Below are 18,316 nucleotides of genomic sequence, written 5' to 3' on the forward strand. Positions count from 1 at the left end.
TTGACGTTGGTTTAAAAAATGGGAAGGGTGAAGTGTGGCATGCGTATTTCTGGGGCGCATGTGAACCGGGGGGATGCGCTTCGACCCACCTGCCTCCGTTGATCACGGCCCCGAGCGCCGCCTCACCGACGATCAGCTACTGGGGGTAGCAGCCATATGACGAACAAGACGCGGATCCGAGTCGCGCGCATAGCGGCCGGCGCCGTGATCGCCGCCGGTGCCTCGCTGACCGCCGCCGGAGCCGCTTCCGCCGCCGAGGGCGACGACTGCGTGCTCGGCATCCTGTGCGCCGACGAGTCGCCGAGCCCGGACCCGGAGCCCGACCCGTCCGACACCGGTGTCCCGACCGACCTCCCGACGGATCCGACGATTCCGACCGATCCCACGGACCTCCCGACGGACCCCACCGAGGAGCCGACCGAGCCGACCGAGGACCCCGTCGAGACCGAGAACCCCTCGGAGGACCCGGGTGACGACAACAACGGCAACGGTTCCGGGAACGGGAACGGCCAGGGCAACGGGAACGGCAACGGCTCCGGCAACAACACCGACCCCGACGGCGGCTCCGGCGACTCGGCCCAGGGCGAGGGCTCCTCGTCCCTGACCGACACGGGCAGCGACTCGGGCACCGGCGGTTCCGACACCACCGCCCAGGGCGGCGGTGACGAGCTCGCCGAGACCGGTGCGGGTTCCGAGCAGCTCACGTTCCTGCTGATCGGCGCCGCGACGATGATCGCGGGCGGCATCGGCTTCCGTGTGCTGCCGCGCCTGGTGAACGGCCGGGGCGGCGCCGCGGCGTGACCTCTCGCTGCCGGCCGGCGGCGACGACGAAGGGCCCGGAGCCTCGAGCTCCGGGCCCTTCGCCGATCAGACGGTCTGGTGGGCGGCCAGCAGGGCCACGGCCGCGACGAGGACCGCCAGCAGGGCGATCAGAGCCGTGGGGTTCAGGCCGGCGAGGAAGTTCTCCTGCTGGAGCCGTTCCCGGTTGGCCCGGCAGACCGGGCAGCGGCCCTCGGCCACGGGGGCGGCACAGTTAGCGCACACCAGCCGGTCGTACGTCATGTGCTTGCCCTCCTCGTGCCGGTTCTTTCGTGGAGAACGCTTCCGTGGGTGGGAACGTTCCCCCTCCACTGTGCCAGGTTCCGCCGGAGGGTGCGCAGAGTCGGCCCAGAGGGCCGCCGTCCGTCGCCCGGCGGCCACGGAACGTAGGGGAGTCACGGCCGCTTCCGGGCCGCCCGGGCGCCGGGTCAGGGCTGGCGGCGGGCCCGTCCGGGTGGCTCGTGCCCCCGTCCGAGCACGCCGGGCCCGTACAAAAACGTACAAGGCGCGCGCAACCCCGACCGGCGACTGCGCTCGCGCACCGGGTTCGCGTATGGTCACGCACATCTACCCCCGGCGACCCGTGGTGCATCCGTGATCCGATTCGACAACGTCTCCAAGGTCTACCCCAAGCAGAGCCACCCCGCACTCAGGGACGTGTCCCTGGAAGTGGAGAAGGGCGAGTTCGTCTTCCTCGTGGGGTCCTCCGGCTCCGGCAAGTCCACGTTCCTGCGGCTGATCCTGCGCGAGGAGCGGGCCAGCCACGGCCAGGTGCACGTCCTGGGCAAGGACCTCGCGCGCGTCTCCAACTGGAAGGTGCCGCAGATCCGCCGCCAGCTCGGGACGGTCTTCCAGGACTTCCGCCTCCTGCCCAACAAGACGGTCCACGAGAACGTGGCCTTCGCGCAGGAGGTCATCGGCAAGTCCCGCGGCGAGATCCGCAAGTCCGTGCCGCAGGTGCTGGAACTCGTGGGCCTCGGCGGCAAGGAGGCCCGTATGCCGGGCGAGCTGTCCGGCGGTGAGCAGCAGCGCGTGGCCATCGCGCGGGCCTTCGTCAACCGGCCCAAGCTGCTCATCTGCGACGAGCCCACCGGCAACCTCGACCCGCAGACCTCCGTCGGCATCATGAAGCTGCTCGACCGGATCAACCGGACCGGCACCACCGTGGTGATGGCGACGCACGACCAGAACATCGTGGACCAGATGCGCAAGCGCGTCATCGAGCTGGAGAAGGGCCGCCTCGTGCGTGACCAGGCACGCGGCGTCTACGGCTACCAGCACTGACGACCGACAGGCTCCACGGAAAGGCATAACCAGACGCCATGCGCGCCCAGTTCGTACTGTCGGAGATCGGTGTCGGTCTCCGCCGCAATCTGACGATGACCTTCGCCGTCGTCGTGTCCGTCGCCCTGTCCCTGGCCCTGTTCGGCAGCACGCTGCTGATGAGCGACCAGGTCACCAACATGAAGGGCTACTGGTACGACAAGGTCAACGTCTCGATCTTCCTCTGCAACAAGAGCGACGCCGAGTCCGACCCCAACTGCGCCAAGGGCGCGGTCACCGAGGACCAGAAGAAGAAGATCCTCGCGGACCTGGACGACATGGGCGTCGTCCAGAAGGTGACGTACGAGTCGCAGGACGAGGCGTACAAGCACTACAAGGACCAGTTCGGCGACTCCCCGCTGGCCAGCTCCCTCACCCCCGACCAGTTGCAGGAGTCGTACCGCATCAAGCTCACGAAGCCGGAGAAGTACACGGTCGTGGCGACCGCGTTCGACGGGCGTGACGGGGTGCAGTCCGTGCAGGACCAGAAGGGCGTCCTGGACAACCTCTTCAAGCTGCTCGAGGGCATGAACTGGGCCGCGCGGGCGATCATGGCGCTGATGCTGGTCGTGGCGCTGATGCTGATCGTCAACACCGTGCGCGTCTCGGCGTTCAGTCGGCGGCGCGAGACCGGGATCATGCGCCTGGTCGGCGCCTCGGGCTTCTACATCCAGGCGCCGTTCATCGCGGAGGCCGCGGTCGCGGGCCTCATCGGCGGACTGGTCGCCTGCGCCTTCCTGGTGGCCGCCCGCTACTTCATCATCGACCACGGTCTGGCCCTGGCCGAGAAGTTCGACCTGATCAACTTCATAGGGTGGGACTCCGTGGTGAGCACCCTGCCGCTGATCCTCGTGACCAGCCTGCTGATGCCGGCGCTTGCCGCGTTCTTCGCGCTGCGCAAGTACCTGAAGGTGTGACGCACGCCCCGAGGGCCGTACGGTCAACCGACCGTACGGCCCTCCCTGTTGTCCTAGACTCACCGCCATGTCAGGTCGTGACCTGTTCTGTCAGCCCCGCCGCTACCGCCGCGGGGCCGTCCTGACGTTGGTCTTCACCAGTGTGCTGGCCGCGGGCGCGGCGACCGGGTCGCTGCCCGGCACCGGGGAGTACGAACAGGCGCCGGACGTGACGCGCACCGCCGCGGCGGCGGTGTCCCGCAACGACGTGGCGGACGCGGCGGCCGAGGCCATGGCCGACGGCAAGTCGCCGGTGGAGGCCGCCGAACGGGCCGTCAGCCGCAGCGGCGACCGCTGGGGAGCCGTCTACTCCGAGGGCGAGTACGAGGAGTTCACCGAGGCCCTCGACGGGCGGTACACCGGCGTCGGGCTGTGGGCGCGACGCGGGCGCGACGGGCGGATCAAGGTGGCCGGGGTGCGCTCCGGCTCGCCGGCCGAGGACGCCGGCATCCGCGAGGGCGACCGGCTGCGCAGCGTCGACGGACATGTCGTCGACGGGCGGCCCGTCACCGAGGTCCTCGCCCTGCTGCGCGGCGACGCCGAGGACGCCGCCGTCGGTTCGTCCGTACGGCTGGGGCTGGAGAGCGGCGCGCGGGCCTGGCACGTGACCCTGCGCCGGGCGAGCCTGTCCACCGAGCCGGTGACCGTGCGCGGACTGCGCGGCGGGGTCACCGTGATCAAGGTCGCCGCGTTCACCAAGGGCTCCGGGGAGAGGGTGCGGGGCGCGGTGCTCCGGGCGCGCTCCGGGTCCGGCATCATCCTGGACCTGCGCGGCAACTCCGGTGGCCTGGTCACCGAGGCCGTCACCGCCGCCTCCGCCTTCCTCGACGGCGGGCTGGTGGCGACGTACGACGTCGAGGGCGACCAGCGCGCGCTGCACGCCCGGCCCGGCGGGGACACCGAGAAGCCCCTGGTCGCACTGGTCGACGGCGGCACCATGAGCGCGGCCGAGCTGGTCACCGGCGCTCTCCAGGACCGCGGCCGGGCCGTGGTGGTGGGCGCCCGCACCTTCGGCAAGGGCTCGGTGCAGATGCCCAGCCGGCTGCCCGACGGCTCGGTCGCCGAGCTGACCGTCGGCCACTACCGCACCCCGGCCGGACGCGGGGTCGACGGGCGGGGCATCACCCCGGACCTGGAGGCCGACGGCGAGGCCCTGAAGCGGGCGGAGACCGTGCTCAGCGGCCTGGGACAGCAGTAGGCCGCGTTAATCGGCTTTCCGTGAGGCCCCTTCGTAGTGCGAAAATGGCGGCACTATGAGCAAGGGAATGTACGTACCCAAGGAGTCCCAGCCCAAGCAGGGCGGGGCGGCCGCCAAGGCCAAGGACGGCGAGAAGGGCGGCAAGCGCAAGATCGTCGCGCAGAACAAGAAGGCGCGCCACGACTACGCGATCATCGACACCTTCGAGGCCGGGCTGGTGCTCAGCGGCACCGAGGTGAAGTCGCTGCGCCAGGGCAGGGCCTCGCTGGTCGACGGCTTCGTCCAGATCGACGGGGGCGAGGCGTGGCTGCACAACGCCCACATCCCCGAGTACAGCCAGGGCAGCTGGACCAACCACTCCGCGCGTCGCAAGCGCAAGCTGCTGCTGCACCGCGAGGAGATCGACAGGCTGTCGGTGAAGTCCGGGGAGACGGGTCACACGATCGTGCCCCTCGCCGTGTACTTCAAGGACGGCCGGGCGAAGGCCGAGATCGCGCTCGCGCGCGGCAAGAAGGAGTACGACAAGCGCCAGACGCTGCGCGAGCAGCAGGACCGGCGGGAGTCGGACCGGGCCATCGCGGCGGCGAAGCGGCGGCAGCGGGCGTAGGCCCTGTCGGCCACGGGGGCCGCCGGGAATACGCTGGCATGTGGCCGCGTTGGTCACGTACGATGCAGATGTGCCCCACAGCGGGTGCGTGTCCCTCCTCGGAGGGTTTGAAAAAACAACATGGGGATGATCGGTTTCGACAGCGGCTGTCGAAGCAGGGGAAGCGTGTCGAGGAAGCGGCCATGATCTCGTTAACCACAGGCCGAAACCAATAATCGCCAACACCAAGCGCGATTCCTTCGCCCTCGCTGCCTAAGTAGCGACTTGCGAAGTGTCAGCCCGGGGCTGTTCCCGACCCGGATCCTGGCATCAGCTAGGGGACTAAACCTTGATCCCGGTCACGGGGTGAAGAGGGAAATCAAACAGTGACTGAGCCCGTTCCGGACTTGTCTGGGTGATCCGGAGGGCTGAGAAACTCGTACCAGACTGCGCACGGAGAAGCCCTGATTCCGCACCGTTGGACGCGGGTTCGATTCCCGCCATCTCCACTCTCCATGTTGAGGACCCGGTGGTCACTGACCACCGGGTCCTCGTCGTTTTCGTGCGGGAGTTTCCTGCGTCGGGGAGTTTTCCGTGCCCGGCCGTTTCGCTCGTTGGCGGGTCGGCCCCCAGGGTGCGTGCGACTCACGGCGGCGTGCGCCGTGCCGTGCTCGCCCGGACCGTCAGCAGCGGCGGCAGGGCCGTGGCGTCCGGTACGGGTTCGCCGGCGAGCTTGTCGACCAGCAGCTCCACCGCCCACCGGGCGATCTCGGCCGAGGGCACGGCGACCGAGGTGACGGGCACCGCCGCCGACTCGGCGAGGTCCTGCGGGCAGATCGCGGTGACGGACAGATCGCGGGGCACCCGCAGCCCCAGCCGCGTGAAGGCGTCGATCAGGGGCTCCAGCGCGACATCGTTGTGCACCACGACCCCGGTCAGCGCGGGCTGCTCCCGCAGCATCCGTTCGGCGACCCGGCGGGCGTCGGCGGCCGTCGTCTCGCACGGGTGCACCCGGGAGGCGAGCCCGGCCCGGCGCGCGGCCACCGTGAAGCCCTTCGCCACATGCTGCGCGTACGCCGTGCGCCGCGCATAGACCTCCGCCGGCGGCCCCACCAGCGCCACGGCCCGGTGCCCGAGCCCCGCCAGATGGTCCACGCACAGCTCGGCGGCCGCCTGGAAGTCGAGGTCCACACAGGTCAGTCCGGCCGGCGCGGCGGGGAACCCGATCAGCACCGACGGCCGGTCCAGGGCGCGCAGCAGCGGCAGCCGGGGGTCGTCGTGCTGGACGTCCAGCACGATCAGCCCGTCCGCCAGCCCGGCCTGGGCCACCCGCCGCAGCCCTTCCGGGCCGTCCTCCTCGGTGAGCAGCAGTACGTCGTGGTCACAGGCCCTCGCCGTGGTGACCACCGGCAGTGCGAAGCGCATCATCGACGGCACATGGACGCCCGCCCGCAGCGGCACCGCGAGCGCCAGCACCTTGGAGCGGCCGCCGGGGTGTGACCGCGTCCCCGCGTTCCGGCGGTAGCCCAGCTCGCGGGCGGCCTCCTCGACGCGGCGCCGGGTCTCGGGGGAGATCGGGCGTTTGCCGCTGAGGGCGTAGGAGACGGTGCTGGGGGCGACCCCGGCGCGCCGCGCCACATCGGTGATCCTGACCATCGGTCCAGCTCACTCACAGACGGTTGTGCGTCGACAGCGTTCGGGCCGTGCGTCCTGTTGCTCCGTCATATGCCACGTGGGGATGTCGATCTCGGTCGAAGCGCTTCGACAGGGAAGGTATGTGGGGGGTCGGTGAGCGTCAATGGGAGGGACGTGAAATGGCTTTGGGCGATGGGTGGTTGGGCGGGAAGTGGCCCATCGGCGGGCCGTTCGCGCGAGCGCGGCCGACCGTCGTCGACGCGTCGTTCGACGCGGCCCGCCGGGTCACCGCCGGGTGGCGAGGGCGATCGCGAGGGACAGCGCCGCCGCGCCGGCCGGGACCCCGAAGGCGGCCGTCGCCGAGAGGTGTTCGGCGGTCCAGCCGCCCAGCGCGCTGCCCGCGCCGATGCCCGTGAGGAGGCCGGTGACCGCCAGGGTCATGCCCTCGTTGATACGGCCCTCGGGGGTGCGCTCCTGGATCAGGGTCATGCCCGTGATCATCGTCGGGGCGGTCGCCATGCCCGCCACCAGGAGGGCCCCGGCGAGCACGAACAGCGAGCCGGTCAGCCCGGCGGCCAGCAGCGGCAGGGTCATCAGGGCGGTCATCGCCGCGATGCACCGGAGGTAGCGCCGGGCGGCCGGGCCGGACGGCCGCAGCGCCCCGTACAGCAGTCCCGCCGCGCAGGAACCGGCCGCCTGGAGGCTCAGGACGACGCCCGCCGCCGAGCGGTGCCCCTGCGCGTCGGCGAAGGCGATCGTGGCGACCTCCATCGCGCCGAACACCACACCCATGGCGAGACAGACCAGCAGCAGCCGCGGCACGCCGGGGGAGCGCAGCGGGGAGGGGCCCGAGGCGGTGTGCCGCACCGGCGGCGGCTCGGTCGAGCGCTGCGCGGTGAACACCGCCATGCCGGTCAGCAGCAGGACCCCGCCGGCCAGCGTGCCCGCCTCGGGGAAGAGGGACCCGCACAGGAAGGCCGCGAGCACCGGGCCGAGCATGAAGCACAGTTCGTCGGCGGCCTGCTCGAAGGAGTTGGCGGTGTGCAGGGCCTCGGGGTCGTCCTTGAGCAGGTGGTTCCAGCGGGCCCGGGACAGGCCGCCGATGTTCGGGCAGGTGGCGGTGGAGGCGTAGGCGGCGAACAGGGTCCAGTCGGGAGCACCGGCGCGCAGGCACAGGATCAGCGCCAGTCCGCCCAGCGAGGCGAGCAGCGTGGCCGGGAGGGCGACGCGGGCCTGGCCGTGCCGGTCGACGAGGCGCGCGGTCCACGGGGCGACCAGCGCGGTGGCCGCCAGCCCGGTCGCGACGACGGCTCCGGCGAGGGCGTACGAGCCGCGCGCGTCGGCGATCATCATCACCGCGCTCACCCCGAACATGCCCATCGGCAGCCGGGCGATCAGGTTCCCGGCGGTGAAGGCGCGGGCGCCGGGGCGGGCCAGCAGCCGGCGGTAGGGGCCGGGCGGGCGGGTGCGGCGGCCTTCGCGGCGGCCTCTGCGGCGGTCTTCGCCGGGTGGGCGGTCCTCGGGCGCGGGGTGTGGTGTGCTGCCCGTGGCTCTGCCCGGGGCGTGGTCCCAGGGGCGCAGGTCGGCGGCTATCAGGGTGTCGGCGGTCACGGCGAGGTGCAGGTGGGAAGGAGTGTCGGGCATGGCGCCGAGCTTCGCCCGGGGCGGACCAGGAGGTCCAACACCTATTCGGTGCCGATTCACGCGTCTGCGTTGTAAGTTCGGCGGATGCCGCCCTCGTACCCGGATCCCCGCCTGCTGCGCGGCTTCCTCGCCGTCGCCGAGGAACTGCACTTCACCCGCGCCGCGGCCCGGCTCTTCATGGCCCAGCAGGCCCTGAGCCGGGACGTACGGCGGCTGGAGCGGGAGTTGGGCGCGGAGCTGTTCCTGCGCACCACCCGCCAGGTGACGCTGACCGGGGAGGGCGAGCGGCTGCTGCCGTACGCCCGCCGGGTCCTGCAGGCCCAGGAGGACCTGGTGGGCGCGTTCCGCCAGGCCCGCCCGCTGCTGGTCGACTGCAACTCCAGCGACCTCGGCACCCCGAACCGGGTTCTGCGCCGGGCCCGCGAACTCGCCCCCGGCCTCGAACTCATGGCCCGCTACGAGAGCGGTCTGACCGGAGCCGCCGCCGATCTGCTGGCCGGCCGTCTGGACGCGTCGTTCGGCCGCTACGCGGGCCTCGCCCCGGCGCTGCGGGCCGGGCTGGAGCAGCAGCCCGTGCGGTACGAGCCGATGGCGGTGCTGCTCCCGCTGGACCACCGGCTCGCGGACCGCGCGTGCGTGCCGCTGGCCGAGCTCGCGGGCGAGGTGGTGTACGCGGGTGCCGGAAACCCGCGCACGCCGGAGTGGACGGAGCTCGCGCGTCACCTTTTCGAGGGGCGCGGCATCGACGTCGCGTCACCCCATCCGATGGCAGTCGGTTACGAAGAGTTCGGACGGCTCATGGCCAAGTCACGGACGCCGGTCCTCGCCGTGGTGGACTTTCCGGCCATGCCGGGCAGTGTGCGGCGTCCGCTGGTCGACCCGATCCCCCTGTCGCCAGTGTCACTCGTGTGGCGAAAGGGGCTGGTGCACCCGGCTCTCGACGCGTTGCGCCAGGCTGCGGCGCAGGTCGCCGCGGAGGAGGGCTGGCTCCAGCCACCCGAAGGAGGATGGATTCCGGCCACCGATGCGAAGATCATGTCGCTTCGTGACTGAGACGTTGGAACCAGAGCACCGCTACGTGCGCTACATTCATGGCCTGAGCACGGTGTGGTAAAGGGGGCGCTCGGATCGGGTGGGGGGCCTGATCCGGTCGACGGGTGCTCGGCGTCGGAGCGCCCCCGGACTGTCCCGTGTGGGGGGATGTAAGCGCGTGAACAACTGGCGAGAAGACGCCCAACCGGAGTGGCCCGAGGGCGCGTCCGGGATCGATTCCCCAGCTCCGTCGCCGTCCGTGGCTCCGGGCTCGGCCTACTCCGCCGAGACCCAGGTCCTGCCGGGCGTCGGCGGGTGGCGCACCCCCACGGCCGATTTCGACGCCGACGCCACCGCCGTCTTCCCGACGAGTGGACGCCCGCGTCAGCCCTCGGGCCCGGCCGGCTCCCGGCCGCTGCCTCGCAGGGAGCGCCGCGGCGCGGCACACGGTGAGGGAGCCCCGGCGCCCGGCACCGCGGGTACCGACGCGACGGACGCCGACTGGTTCGGCAAGACCCGTGGACCCGGTGGCGCGTCCGCCCGGACGAACGGCTCCGACGCCGACGCGACCACCGTGCTGCCGCCCGTCCCGTCCCGCCGCTCCCCGTACGAGCCCGGGGCCGACGCGACCGTCGTACTGCCGACGGACGGCGGTGCGCGCCGTTCCTTCCCGGACGGGCCCCGCACCGCCCCGGCCCCACGCGATCCGTGGGCCGACACGGCCGATGTGCCGGGTCCCGCGGCGGCCCCCGTGCAGCAGCACGACCCGCACGAGGTGACGGTCCAGATGGACGCCGTGCAGCTCGGCGACGTGACACTGCGCCCCGTCAAGGGCGGCGTCACCGGCCAGGACCCCGCCGCGGACGGGCCGGTGTTCGTCGACGAGACGGGCCGCCGCAGCCGCACCTTCCGCCGCATCGGCATGGCCATCGGGCTGGCCTGTGCGGTCTACGCCGTCGTGATCGTCGCCACCGTCCTGTCCGGCAGCTCCGACGCGCCCTGGCTGCCGGTTCCCCAGAAGGACGACAGGCCGGCGGAGCAGGTCGACACCCCGTCGCCGGCCGTCGAGTCGGCGGATCCTTCCGCCGGCCCGTCCGCCTCCCAGGCCGCCGACCCGAGCGCCACGGCCGGCACCACGCCGGAGCCGGGCGTCACGGCCGGTGGTCCCAGCGCCACGTCCAGCGCCGGCGCGACCGGCACCACAGCCGACCCGGATCCGACGCCCACCGGCACGTCCCTCCCCAAGCCGGGCGGCGGCGCCACCCAGACCGACCCCGAGCCGACGGCGACAGCGACCGAGCCCGACCCGGGGCCGACGACCCCGACCGTCGAACCGCCCACGCCCGACCCGACGGAGACCAACGGCGTCGGCACCGGCGGCGGCACCGGCCTCTCCGACTCGGCCGCCCTCGGCGCACCCGCTTCCGCTCAGCACCCCACGTTCCCGGAGTACGTCCTCTGATGGCATCACGCACTCGCCGTCCCCGGCCCCCCGCCCGAGGCCGAGACGGCTCCCGGCGCCGCCGTGTGCCCATGCGCCTGGCTCTGCCCGCGCTCGTCCTCGTCGCCCTCATGGCGATGCTGATGCTGCGCGGCTTCGTGCACAGCGAGATCCTGGCCGACCACCGGGTCGGGGAACCGGGCTCGAAGACCGCGGTGCCCTCGGAGGTCCTCAAGGGCGGGCCGGTGATCGACACGCGGGGTTCCGCCCCGACCAGCCTCCACGTGCCCGACCGTGAGCTGGTCCTGACCTTCGACGACGGCCCGGACCCCGTGTGGACCCCGAAGGTCCTCGACGTTCTGAAGAAGTACGACGCCCACGCCGTCTTCTTCGTCACCGGCACCATGGCCTCCCGTTACCCGGACCTGGTCGAGCGGATGGTCGACGAGGGCCACGAGGTCGGTCTGCACACCTTCAACCACCCCGACCTCTCGCTCCAGTCCCAGAGCCGGATCGACTGGGAGCTGTCCCAGAACCAGCTGGCGCTCGCGGGAGCGGCCGGCATCCGGACCTCGCTCTTCCGGCCGCCGTACTCCTCGTTCGCCCGGCACATGGACGACAACTCCTGGCCCGTGACCGAGTACATCGGCAAGAAGGGCTATCTGACGGTCCTCAACGACACCGACAGCGAGGACTGGAAGCGGCCCGGCGTCGAGGAGATCATCCGCCGTGCCACGCCGGAGAACGGCAAGGGCGCCATCGTGCTGATGCACGACTCCGGTGGTGACCGCTCGCAGACCGTCGCGGCGCTCGACCGGTTCGTCTCGGCGCTCCAGGACGACGGCTACAGGTTCCACACGCTCACCGAGGCACTGGACTTCCCCAGCGCGCACGCCCCGGTCACCGGCCTCGACCTGTGGAAGGGCAAGGCCTGGGTGTACGCGGTCGGGGCCTCGGAGAACACGACGGGTGTGCTCGTCGTCGGCCTCTCGGTCATCGGCGTCCTGGTCTTCGCCCGCTTCGGCCTGATGCTGCTGCTCTCCATCGCGCACGCCCGCCGGGTCCGGCACCGTGACTTCCGCTGGGGCGTGCCCGTCACCGAGCCGGTGTCCGTGCTCGTGCCCGCGTACAACGAGGCGAAGTGCATCGAGCAGACCGTCCGCTCACTGGTGGCGAGCGATCACCCCATCGAAGTGCTGGTGATCGACGACGGATCGACCGACGGAACCGCCCGCATCGTCGAGGATCTCGGCCTGCCCGGTGTCCGGGTGATCCGTCAGCTCAACGGCGGCAAGCCCGCGGCCCTCAACCGCGGCATCGCCAACGCGAGCTACGACATCATCGTGATGATGGACGGTGACACGGTCTTCGAACCCGCCACCGTCCGTGAACTCGTCCAGCCCTTCGGCGACCCGCGCGTCGGCGCCGTCGCGGGCAACGCCAAGGTCGGCAACCGCGACACCCTCATCGGCGCCTGGCAGCACATCGAGTACGTGATGGGCTTCAACCTCGACCGCCGGATGTACGACATGCTCCAGTGCATGCCGACGATCCCCGGAGCGGTCGGCGCCTTCCGGCGGACCGCCCTGGAGCGGGTCGGCGGCATGAGCGAGGACACGCTCGCCGAGGACACCGACATCACCATGGCGATGCACCGAGACGGCTGGCGCGTGGTCTACGCCGAGAACGCCCGGGCCTGGACCGAGGCCCCCGAGTCGGTCCAGCAGCTCTGGTCCCAGCGCTACCGCTGGTCGTACGGCACGATGCAGGCCATCTGGAAGCACCGCCGGGCGATCATCGAGCGGGGCCCGTCGGGCCGCTTCGGCCGTGTCGGGCTGCCTCTGGTGTCGCTGTTCATGGTCCTCGCCCCCCTGCTGGCCCCGCTGATCGACGTCTTCCTCCTCTACGGCCTGGTCTTCGGCCCGACCGAGAAGACGATCGGGGCGTGGCTGGTGGTCCTGGCGGTCCAGGCGCTCTGCGCGACCTACGCCTTCTACCTGGACCGCGAGCGCATGACCCATCTGATCTCGCTCCCGCTCCAGCAGATCCTCTACCGCCAGCTCATGTACGTCGTGCTGCTCCAGTCCTGGATCACCGCCCTCACCGGCGGCCGACTGCGCTGGCAGAAGCTGCGGCGCACGGGTGCGGTGGGCCTGCCCGGCGCCGGGTCCGGCGCCGCTCCCAGCGTGGAGCAGAGGCCGGTCGGATGAGCGTCCCGCCTTCCCGGGAGGCGTGGACGGACCCCACGAGCACTCCTCGTACGCCTGACGCACGGGCCAGACAGGACACGCACATGTATGAAGAGAAGCAGGCGGGCCCGCATGCGTCGGGCTTCGCCGACTGGCCCGTGATGCAGGAGCCGGCTGCCGCCCGGGCCGGCCAGGCCGCGACCGCGGCGACGGCGACCGTCCCCGAGGAAGCGGACCGGACCCCCGACACGGGCAAGCCCGCGAGAAGCGGACCGGTCCGGGACCGCTACTTCGACCTCCTGCGCGCGCTGGCGCTGTTCCGTGTCGTGCTCTACCACCTGACCGGCTGGGCCTGGCTGCCGCTCGTCTTCCCCTCCATGGGTGTGATGTTCGCGCTCGCGGGCAACCTCATGGCGCGCTCGCTCAAGCGTCCGCCGGTCCAGGTCATCAGAGGCCGGATCCGCCGTCTGCTGCCCCCGCTGTGGCTGCTGGGCGTCATCGGCGTCACCGGCATGGTCATGCAGGGCTGGGGCCCCGACTCGGAGGGCCACCCCGGCTGGTGGTGGCTCCACCTCTCGTTCTGGATCCTCCCGCTCAGCGACCCGCCCTACGCGGAGGGGCTCCCGGGCATCAACGGATACCTCGGCGAGAACTGGGCCAGCGACCTCGCGGGACCGCTGTGGTACATCCGTGCCTACCTCTGGTACGTCCTGCTGTCGCCGTTCATCCTGAAGGCCCTGCGGGCGATGCCGCTGGCCACCATCCTCGCGCCGATCGCCCTGGCGGTCGCCTTCGACCAGGGCTTCCTGGAGCTGCCCGGCGAGCGCATCCCCTCGGCGCTGACGGACTTCAGCACCTTCGGTGCCTGCTGGATCCTCGGCATGGCCCACCAGGAGGGCATCCTCCAGAAGCTGCCCCGGTACATCGTCCCGTCCGTGGCCCCGGCCATCGCGCTGCTCGGGTTCTGGTACGCCAGCAGCCACGACTTCTCGCAGGGCAACGACCTGGACAGCATGCCGCTGGCGCAGGCGCTGTGGTCCTTCGGCACGGTCCTGCTGCTGCTCCACGTCAGCCCTTCGTGGTCGGACTGGCCGGGCTGGCTGCGCCGCTTCGCGAGACCCATCACCCTGCTCAACTCCCGAGCGGTGACGATCTATCTCTGGCACAACATCTGCATCCTCGTCGCCGCCACGCTGTGGGACCGGCTGTGGTCGATCGACGTGATGTGGCAGCACTACTCCTGGCTGCTGGAGAGTCCATGGCCGGTTCTGGTGGTCACCTGGATCCTCATCTGCAGCTGCATCGTCTGGTTCGGCTGGGCGGAGGACCTCGCCGCGAAGCGAAAGCCGGAGCTCTGGCCGGACGGGGGCGGTAGTGGCAGGACCAGAGGCCGACGAGCACGCCGGGCTTGACGCTGTACGTTTGCTCGAATGAACTCTTCGCTTTGCGATGGCTCTCAGGCCGCCCGGCGTTCCGCCCGGGCGGCCTTTTGCTCGGGCGCCTGGAGAGTGGCGGGAATGTCACTTGTGTTGTGACCGAGAGTGTGGGCTCTGGCCGATGGTTCGGTGAACACCCTCGCCCGATTTACCGTAGGCCGCACCGTTTGTGTTTCCGCAGGTGGAAGGCGCTTCGGCCGCCACGCTTTGCCATTTCTTGATTGACCATTTTCGAACAACAGTGCTTCAGTCTGTGTGCTCTGTGTGAGAAGAATGTTACTCAGGGGTGAGGAATTGGCGGGGAAGCGGAGAAGGCGCCTCGGGGATCACGCCCCGAGGCGGGGGGCCCTCCGGGGTGTGAGCGTGGCGACGGCGGGTGCTGTTCTGGCGTCACTCGTCACGGTTATCGGAGCGGCGAGTGAGCCTGCGTATGCGAAGCCGGCGAAGACCGGGACGGGAGAATCCGAACAGTCGGCGTCCACTCGCGCCAAGGAGAGCGGCAAGCCGGTCGAGGTGATCGCCGAGCGCACGTCCTACTCGACGACCACGGCCAACCCGGACGGTACCTTCACACTTACGCAGTCCACGTCTCCTCGGCGTGTGAGGGACGCCGACGGTTCGTGGCACAAGGTGGATCCGACTCTGGAGCGCCGCGCGGACGGCACCGTCGGTCCGAAGGCGGCGGTCGTGGACCTCGCGTTCTCAGGCGGGGGGAGCGGGAAGAATCTCATCCGGATCGGCAACGAGCGCGGAGCGCTGAGCCTCGGATGGAGAGGCAGGCTGCCGGAGCCGGTCCTGAAAGGTGCCACGGCGACCTACCCGGAGATCTTCAAGGGCGTCGACCTGGAGCTGACCGCTACGGCCGAGGGCTACCGCGAGGTCCTCGTGGTGAAGTCGGCGCGCGCCGCCGCCGACCCGCGGCTGGAGCGGGTCGAGCTCACTGTACGAGGCCAGGGTCTGCAGGTCGTCCCCGGCAGGTCAGGCGGCCTGCGGGCGATGGACGAGGACGGCAACACCGTCTTCAGCGGCCCTGCGGGCCTGATGTGGGACTCCTCGGGTGGCACCGCTGGCACGAAGAAGCCGGCGGTCCTGCAGGAGGCGGAGCAGGGTCCTCAGGCACTGCCGGACCTCACCGTGCCCGACCCCCGCGACACGAGCGCCGAGATGCCCGTGAAGGTGGAGCGCGACGCCATCAGCGTGCGTCCCGACCTCGGCCTCCTGCGCGGCAAGGACACCGTCTACCCCGTCCGTATCGACCCCTCCATCGGCCTCGGTGCCTCTGAGCGCTCCGTCATGTCAAGCGACGGCGACCGGTTCTGGCAGTTCAACGGCGACTACGGGGTCGGCAACTGCAGCCGTCTCGGCCCGTACTACTGCGATGTCGACCATACGAACCGCATGTACTTCGAGTTCGGCGGTACCAAGCTGTCCGGCAAGCAGGTCGTCGACGCCACGTTCCGTGCCAAGGAGACGTGGTCCTTCACGTGCGACCCGAAGTCAGTCGACCTGAAGCGCACCAACAACATCTCCGAGGCGACCCGCTGGCCGGGCCCGTCCGTGCTGGACCACATCGGTGACCGAAACGTTTCCGCTGGACGTGGCGACCTGTGCAGCCCCGACCAGCCTGACGCCTGGATCGAGTTCAACGACAACCCGTCCGAACCCGACGAGAACCTCACCGCTTCCGTTCGCAACCTCGCGGCCGGCAAGTTCGCCCGCCTGACACTGATGCTCCGGGCGACGAACGAGGGCGACCCGGCGGCCTGGAAGCGGTTCGACGACAACGCCGAACTCCAGGTCGTCTATGTTCCGAAGCCCGGCGTCCCGTCGTCGGTCGGCCTGATTCCGGGCGACGGGACGACGGCGTACTGCAAGAAGTCGCAGTCCGATCCGCTGTTCGTCACCCGTCTCGACCCGATGGCGCAGGCTCGCGTGCAGACCCAGGTCAAGCCCACCTCCACCGAGGAGAAGGGCCAGCTGCAGGCGGAGTTCGTCGTTGAGCGCGGTGACGACGCCGCATGGCACCAGGTGTGGTCGGACTACCGGCCCAAGCCCGGCTGGGACCCCGACGAAACACTGGAAAAGGTCCGCATGACCAACCGGGCCGACACCGGCCTGTACCGCATGCGGGCCCGCACCCAGTCGCACTGGACGTACGGCACCAAGTCGGGTGACCTGTGGTCGTCCTACTCCTCCTGGTGCTACTTCAAGGTCGACACCACGGCGCCGAAGCGCCCGCAGATCATCGACACCGGCGTCTACACCGAGTGCACGGCCGACCTGTGCGAGGGCAAGGGCGGCCCAGGCATCGCCGGGTCGTTCCAGCTGAAGCCCAACGCGGCCGACACGGACATCATCGGCTACCGCTGGCGGCTGCTGAGCCAGAAGAAGGCCACCGAGACGACGGGCTCCACGGTCACGGTCAAGCCGGTCCCCTCGCTGTCCGGTGTGCAGATACTCACCGTCGAGGCCAAGGACGTACGCCAGCGCTGGGGCACGCCCGCGGAGTTCACGTTCAAGGTGGCCACCGCATCCGGCCCGGTCGGTACCTGGCACCTCTCCGACGGTGCCCCCGGCTCCGGCGTGATCACGGCCAAGGACACGGCCACGGAGGGTACGCGGCACGACCTGACCCTGCGGCCTCAGACGGACGGAACCGCGGCCGGCTGGTCGGTCCTCGGCCGGCGTGGGACGGCGGACCACTCGCTGCGCCTCAACGACGACGTGAGCGACACCGCGAAGCAGACCGGCTACGCGGCCACGTCCAGCCCCGCCGTGAACACCGGGGACTCGTTCACCATCTCCGCCTGGGCACTGCTCACGGACGGATCGGCGAACCGGATCATCGCCTCCGCGCCGGGTGCCGGCAGTTCCGCCTTCGCCCTGTACTACTCGTCGGCGGCCAAGAAGTGGGTCTTCAACCGCACCGCGGCCGACGCCAGCAGCGCCGTGTACATCCGCTCCTACGCAGATGCCGAGAATCCGCCGAGGGAGGTGTGGACCCACCTCGCGGGTGTCTTCGACACGAAGGGCGACAGCGACAAGACGAACGACACCATCCAGCTGTTCGTCAACGGCCGCCCGCAGGGCCAGCCCGTGAAGCTGTACGGCGTGTCCACCGCGTACACGCCGTGGACCTCGCCCGAGGGTCTGCAGATCGGCCGCTTCAAGGCGGGCGGCGCCTACCAGGGCAACTTCCTCGGCCGCGTGGACGAGGTCAACGTCTGGCAACGAGCCCTGAGCGCGGACGAGATCCGTCAGGACGCGCGCCTGGAGACCGACGGTGTCGCGGCGACCGAACTCATGGCCTACTGGGACAGCGCGACGGCGGCGGGCGGCAAGGTCACGGAGTTCACGTCCTACGCTCTCGGGTCCATGACCATCTCCCCTACGGGAGCGGTGCCCGATCCGGAGGAGAACGAGCTGCACCTCGACGGGGTCTCCGGCTACATGTCGACGACCGGACCGGCCGTCGACGAGTCGGGCTCCTTCACGGTGACCGCCGACGTCAAGCTGAACAGTGCCGAGTTCGCCAGACTTCCGGTCGGCGCGCGGTCGCAGATCTTCGGCCAGGCCACACCGGACGGCAAGGAGTCGTCGTGGGCGCTGTGGGTGGAGAAGGTCTCCGACAGCGGCTACCTGTGGCGCTTCGGCCGTACGGCGACCGACTCCACCGGCGCTGTGGTCGCCACCGCCTCCGTCCCGTCCGAGACCTCGGCGGAGATGGACACCTGGGTACAGGTGACCGGTGTCTACGACGCCACTGAGGAAGCGACCGGCGGCTACGGCAACACACACCTTTACGTCAACGAGGGCGAGCAGGCGCAGGAGGGCGGATCCGCCTTCACCGCCGTCCAGCAGGGCGGCGGAGAGATCGCGGTGGGACGTGGACGAGCCGGCGGCACCACGGGGTACTACCTGCCGGGCTCGATCGACGAAGTCCGGGTCTGGGCAGGTGCGATGAGCGCCGACCAGGTTCGCTCCAAGGCGCTGGGCGCACCCGGCGACGAGTAGGCACGACCAGGACGAACACCGAGCCGGGCGGCAGGTGGCTGCC

13 protein-coding genes and 1 other RNA gene are annotated in these 18,316 nt (G+C 70.8%); 11 read left to right on the forward strand and 3 right to left on the reverse strand.

Annotated elements, in window-relative coordinates:
* The first annotated feature begins 156 nt into the window (after positions 1–156).
* On the forward strand, positions 157–801 hold the full coding sequence (locus tag ACFYR0_RS15780; protein WP_389327198.1) for a hypothetical protein: 645 nt from the start codon (positions 157–159) through the stop codon (positions 799–801).
* Positions 802–867: 66 nt separating this feature from the next.
* On the opposite strand, the gene ACFYR0_RS15785 is transcribed toward ACFYR0_RS15780, so the two are convergent.
* Positions 868–1,062 carry a hypothetical protein gene (locus tag ACFYR0_RS15785; RefSeq protein ID WP_386379767.1) on the reverse strand — a complete coding sequence of 65 codons (195 nt, stop codon included), beginning with the start codon at positions 1,060–1,062 and terminating at the stop codon, positions 868–870.
* 351 nt (positions 1,063–1,413) lie between these two features.
* On the opposite strand from ACFYR0_RS15785, the gene ftsE reads away from it, so the two are divergent.
* The 5 genes from ftsE (at position 1,414) to ssrA (ending at position 5,394) form a co-directional block, all read left to right on the forward strand.
* Positions 1,414–2,103, forward strand: coding sequence for a cell division ATP-binding protein FtsE (gene ftsE, locus ACFYR0_RS15790; protein ID WP_386379766.1), 690 nt, complete (start codon positions 1,414–1,416; stop codon positions 2,101–2,103).
* Positions 2,104–2,141: 38 nt separating this feature from the next.
* Positions 2,142–3,059, forward strand: coding sequence for a permease-like cell division protein FtsX (gene ftsX, locus ACFYR0_RS15795; RefSeq protein WP_389327201.1), 918 nt, complete (start codon positions 2,142–2,144; stop codon positions 3,057–3,059).
* A gap of 67 nt (positions 3,060–3,126) precedes the next feature.
* Complete coding sequence (locus ACFYR0_RS15800) at positions 3,127–4,296, forward strand: S41 family peptidase (RefSeq protein ID WP_389327204.1); 1,170 nt, start codon at positions 3,127–3,129, stop codon at positions 4,294–4,296.
* 67 nt (positions 4,297–4,363) lie between these two features.
* Positions 4,364–4,903, forward strand: coding sequence for an SsrA-binding protein SmpB (smpB, locus tag ACFYR0_RS15805; RefSeq protein WP_389327734.1), 540 nt, complete (start codon positions 4,364–4,366; stop codon positions 4,901–4,903).
* Positions 4,904–5,025: 122 nt separating this feature from the next.
* Positions 5,026–5,394: a transfer-messenger RNA gene (gene ssrA / locus ACFYR0_RS15810) on the forward strand.
* 133 nt (positions 5,395–5,527) lie between these two features.
* Here ssrA and ACFYR0_RS15815 read toward each other — a convergent pair.
* Both ACFYR0_RS15815 and ACFYR0_RS15820 read right to left on the reverse strand, forming a co-directional pair.
* Positions 5,528–6,538: a LacI family DNA-binding transcriptional regulator gene (locus ACFYR0_RS15815; protein WP_389327207.1), complete on the reverse strand. Its 1,011-nt coding sequence runs from the start codon at positions 6,536–6,538 to the stop codon at positions 5,528–5,530.
* Positions 6,539–6,802: 264 nt separating this feature from the next.
* Positions 6,803–8,161, reverse strand: coding sequence for an MFS transporter (locus ACFYR0_RS15820; protein ID WP_389327210.1), 1,359 nt, complete (start codon positions 8,159–8,161; stop codon positions 6,803–6,805).
* 84 nt (positions 8,162–8,245) lie between these two features.
* Here ACFYR0_RS15820 and ACFYR0_RS15825 point away from each other — a divergent pair, with 84 nt between their 5' ends.
* The 5 genes from ACFYR0_RS15825 (at position 8,246) to ACFYR0_RS15845 (ending at position 18,273) form a co-directional block, all read left to right on the forward strand.
* On the forward strand, positions 8,246–9,214 hold the full coding sequence (locus ACFYR0_RS15825; RefSeq protein WP_389327213.1) for a LysR family transcriptional regulator: 969 nt from the start codon (positions 8,246–8,248) through the stop codon (positions 9,212–9,214).
* Positions 9,215–9,452: 238 nt separating this feature from the next.
* On the forward strand, positions 9,453–10,655 hold the full coding sequence (locus ACFYR0_RS15830; RefSeq protein WP_389327216.1) for a hypothetical protein: 1,203 nt from the start codon (positions 9,453–9,455) through the stop codon (positions 10,653–10,655).
* Complete coding sequence (locus tag ACFYR0_RS15835) at positions 10,655–12,844, forward strand: glycosyltransferase (RefSeq protein WP_389327219.1); 2,190 nt, start codon at positions 10,655–10,657, stop codon at positions 12,842–12,844. The genes ACFYR0_RS15830 and ACFYR0_RS15835 overlap by 1 nt, the downstream gene beginning before the upstream one ends.
* A gap of 83 nt (positions 12,845–12,927) precedes the next feature.
* The gene (locus ACFYR0_RS15840; RefSeq protein ID WP_389327221.1) at positions 12,928–14,235 is read left to right on the forward strand and encodes an acyltransferase; all 1,308 of its coding nucleotides are present in this window, start codon (positions 12,928–12,930) and stop codon (positions 14,233–14,235) included.
* 297 nt (positions 14,236–14,532) lie between these two features.
* The gene (locus tag ACFYR0_RS15845; RefSeq protein WP_389327224.1) at positions 14,533–18,273 is read left to right on the forward strand and encodes a LamG domain-containing protein; all 3,741 of its coding nucleotides are present in this window, start codon (positions 14,533–14,535) and stop codon (positions 18,271–18,273) included.
* Positions 18,274–18,316 lie beyond the last annotated feature (43 nt).

Source organism: Streptomyces sp. NPDC005017 (assembly GCF_042873115.1).
Taxonomy (GTDB): Bacteria; Actinomycetota; Actinomycetes; order Streptomycetales; family Streptomycetaceae; genus Streptomyces.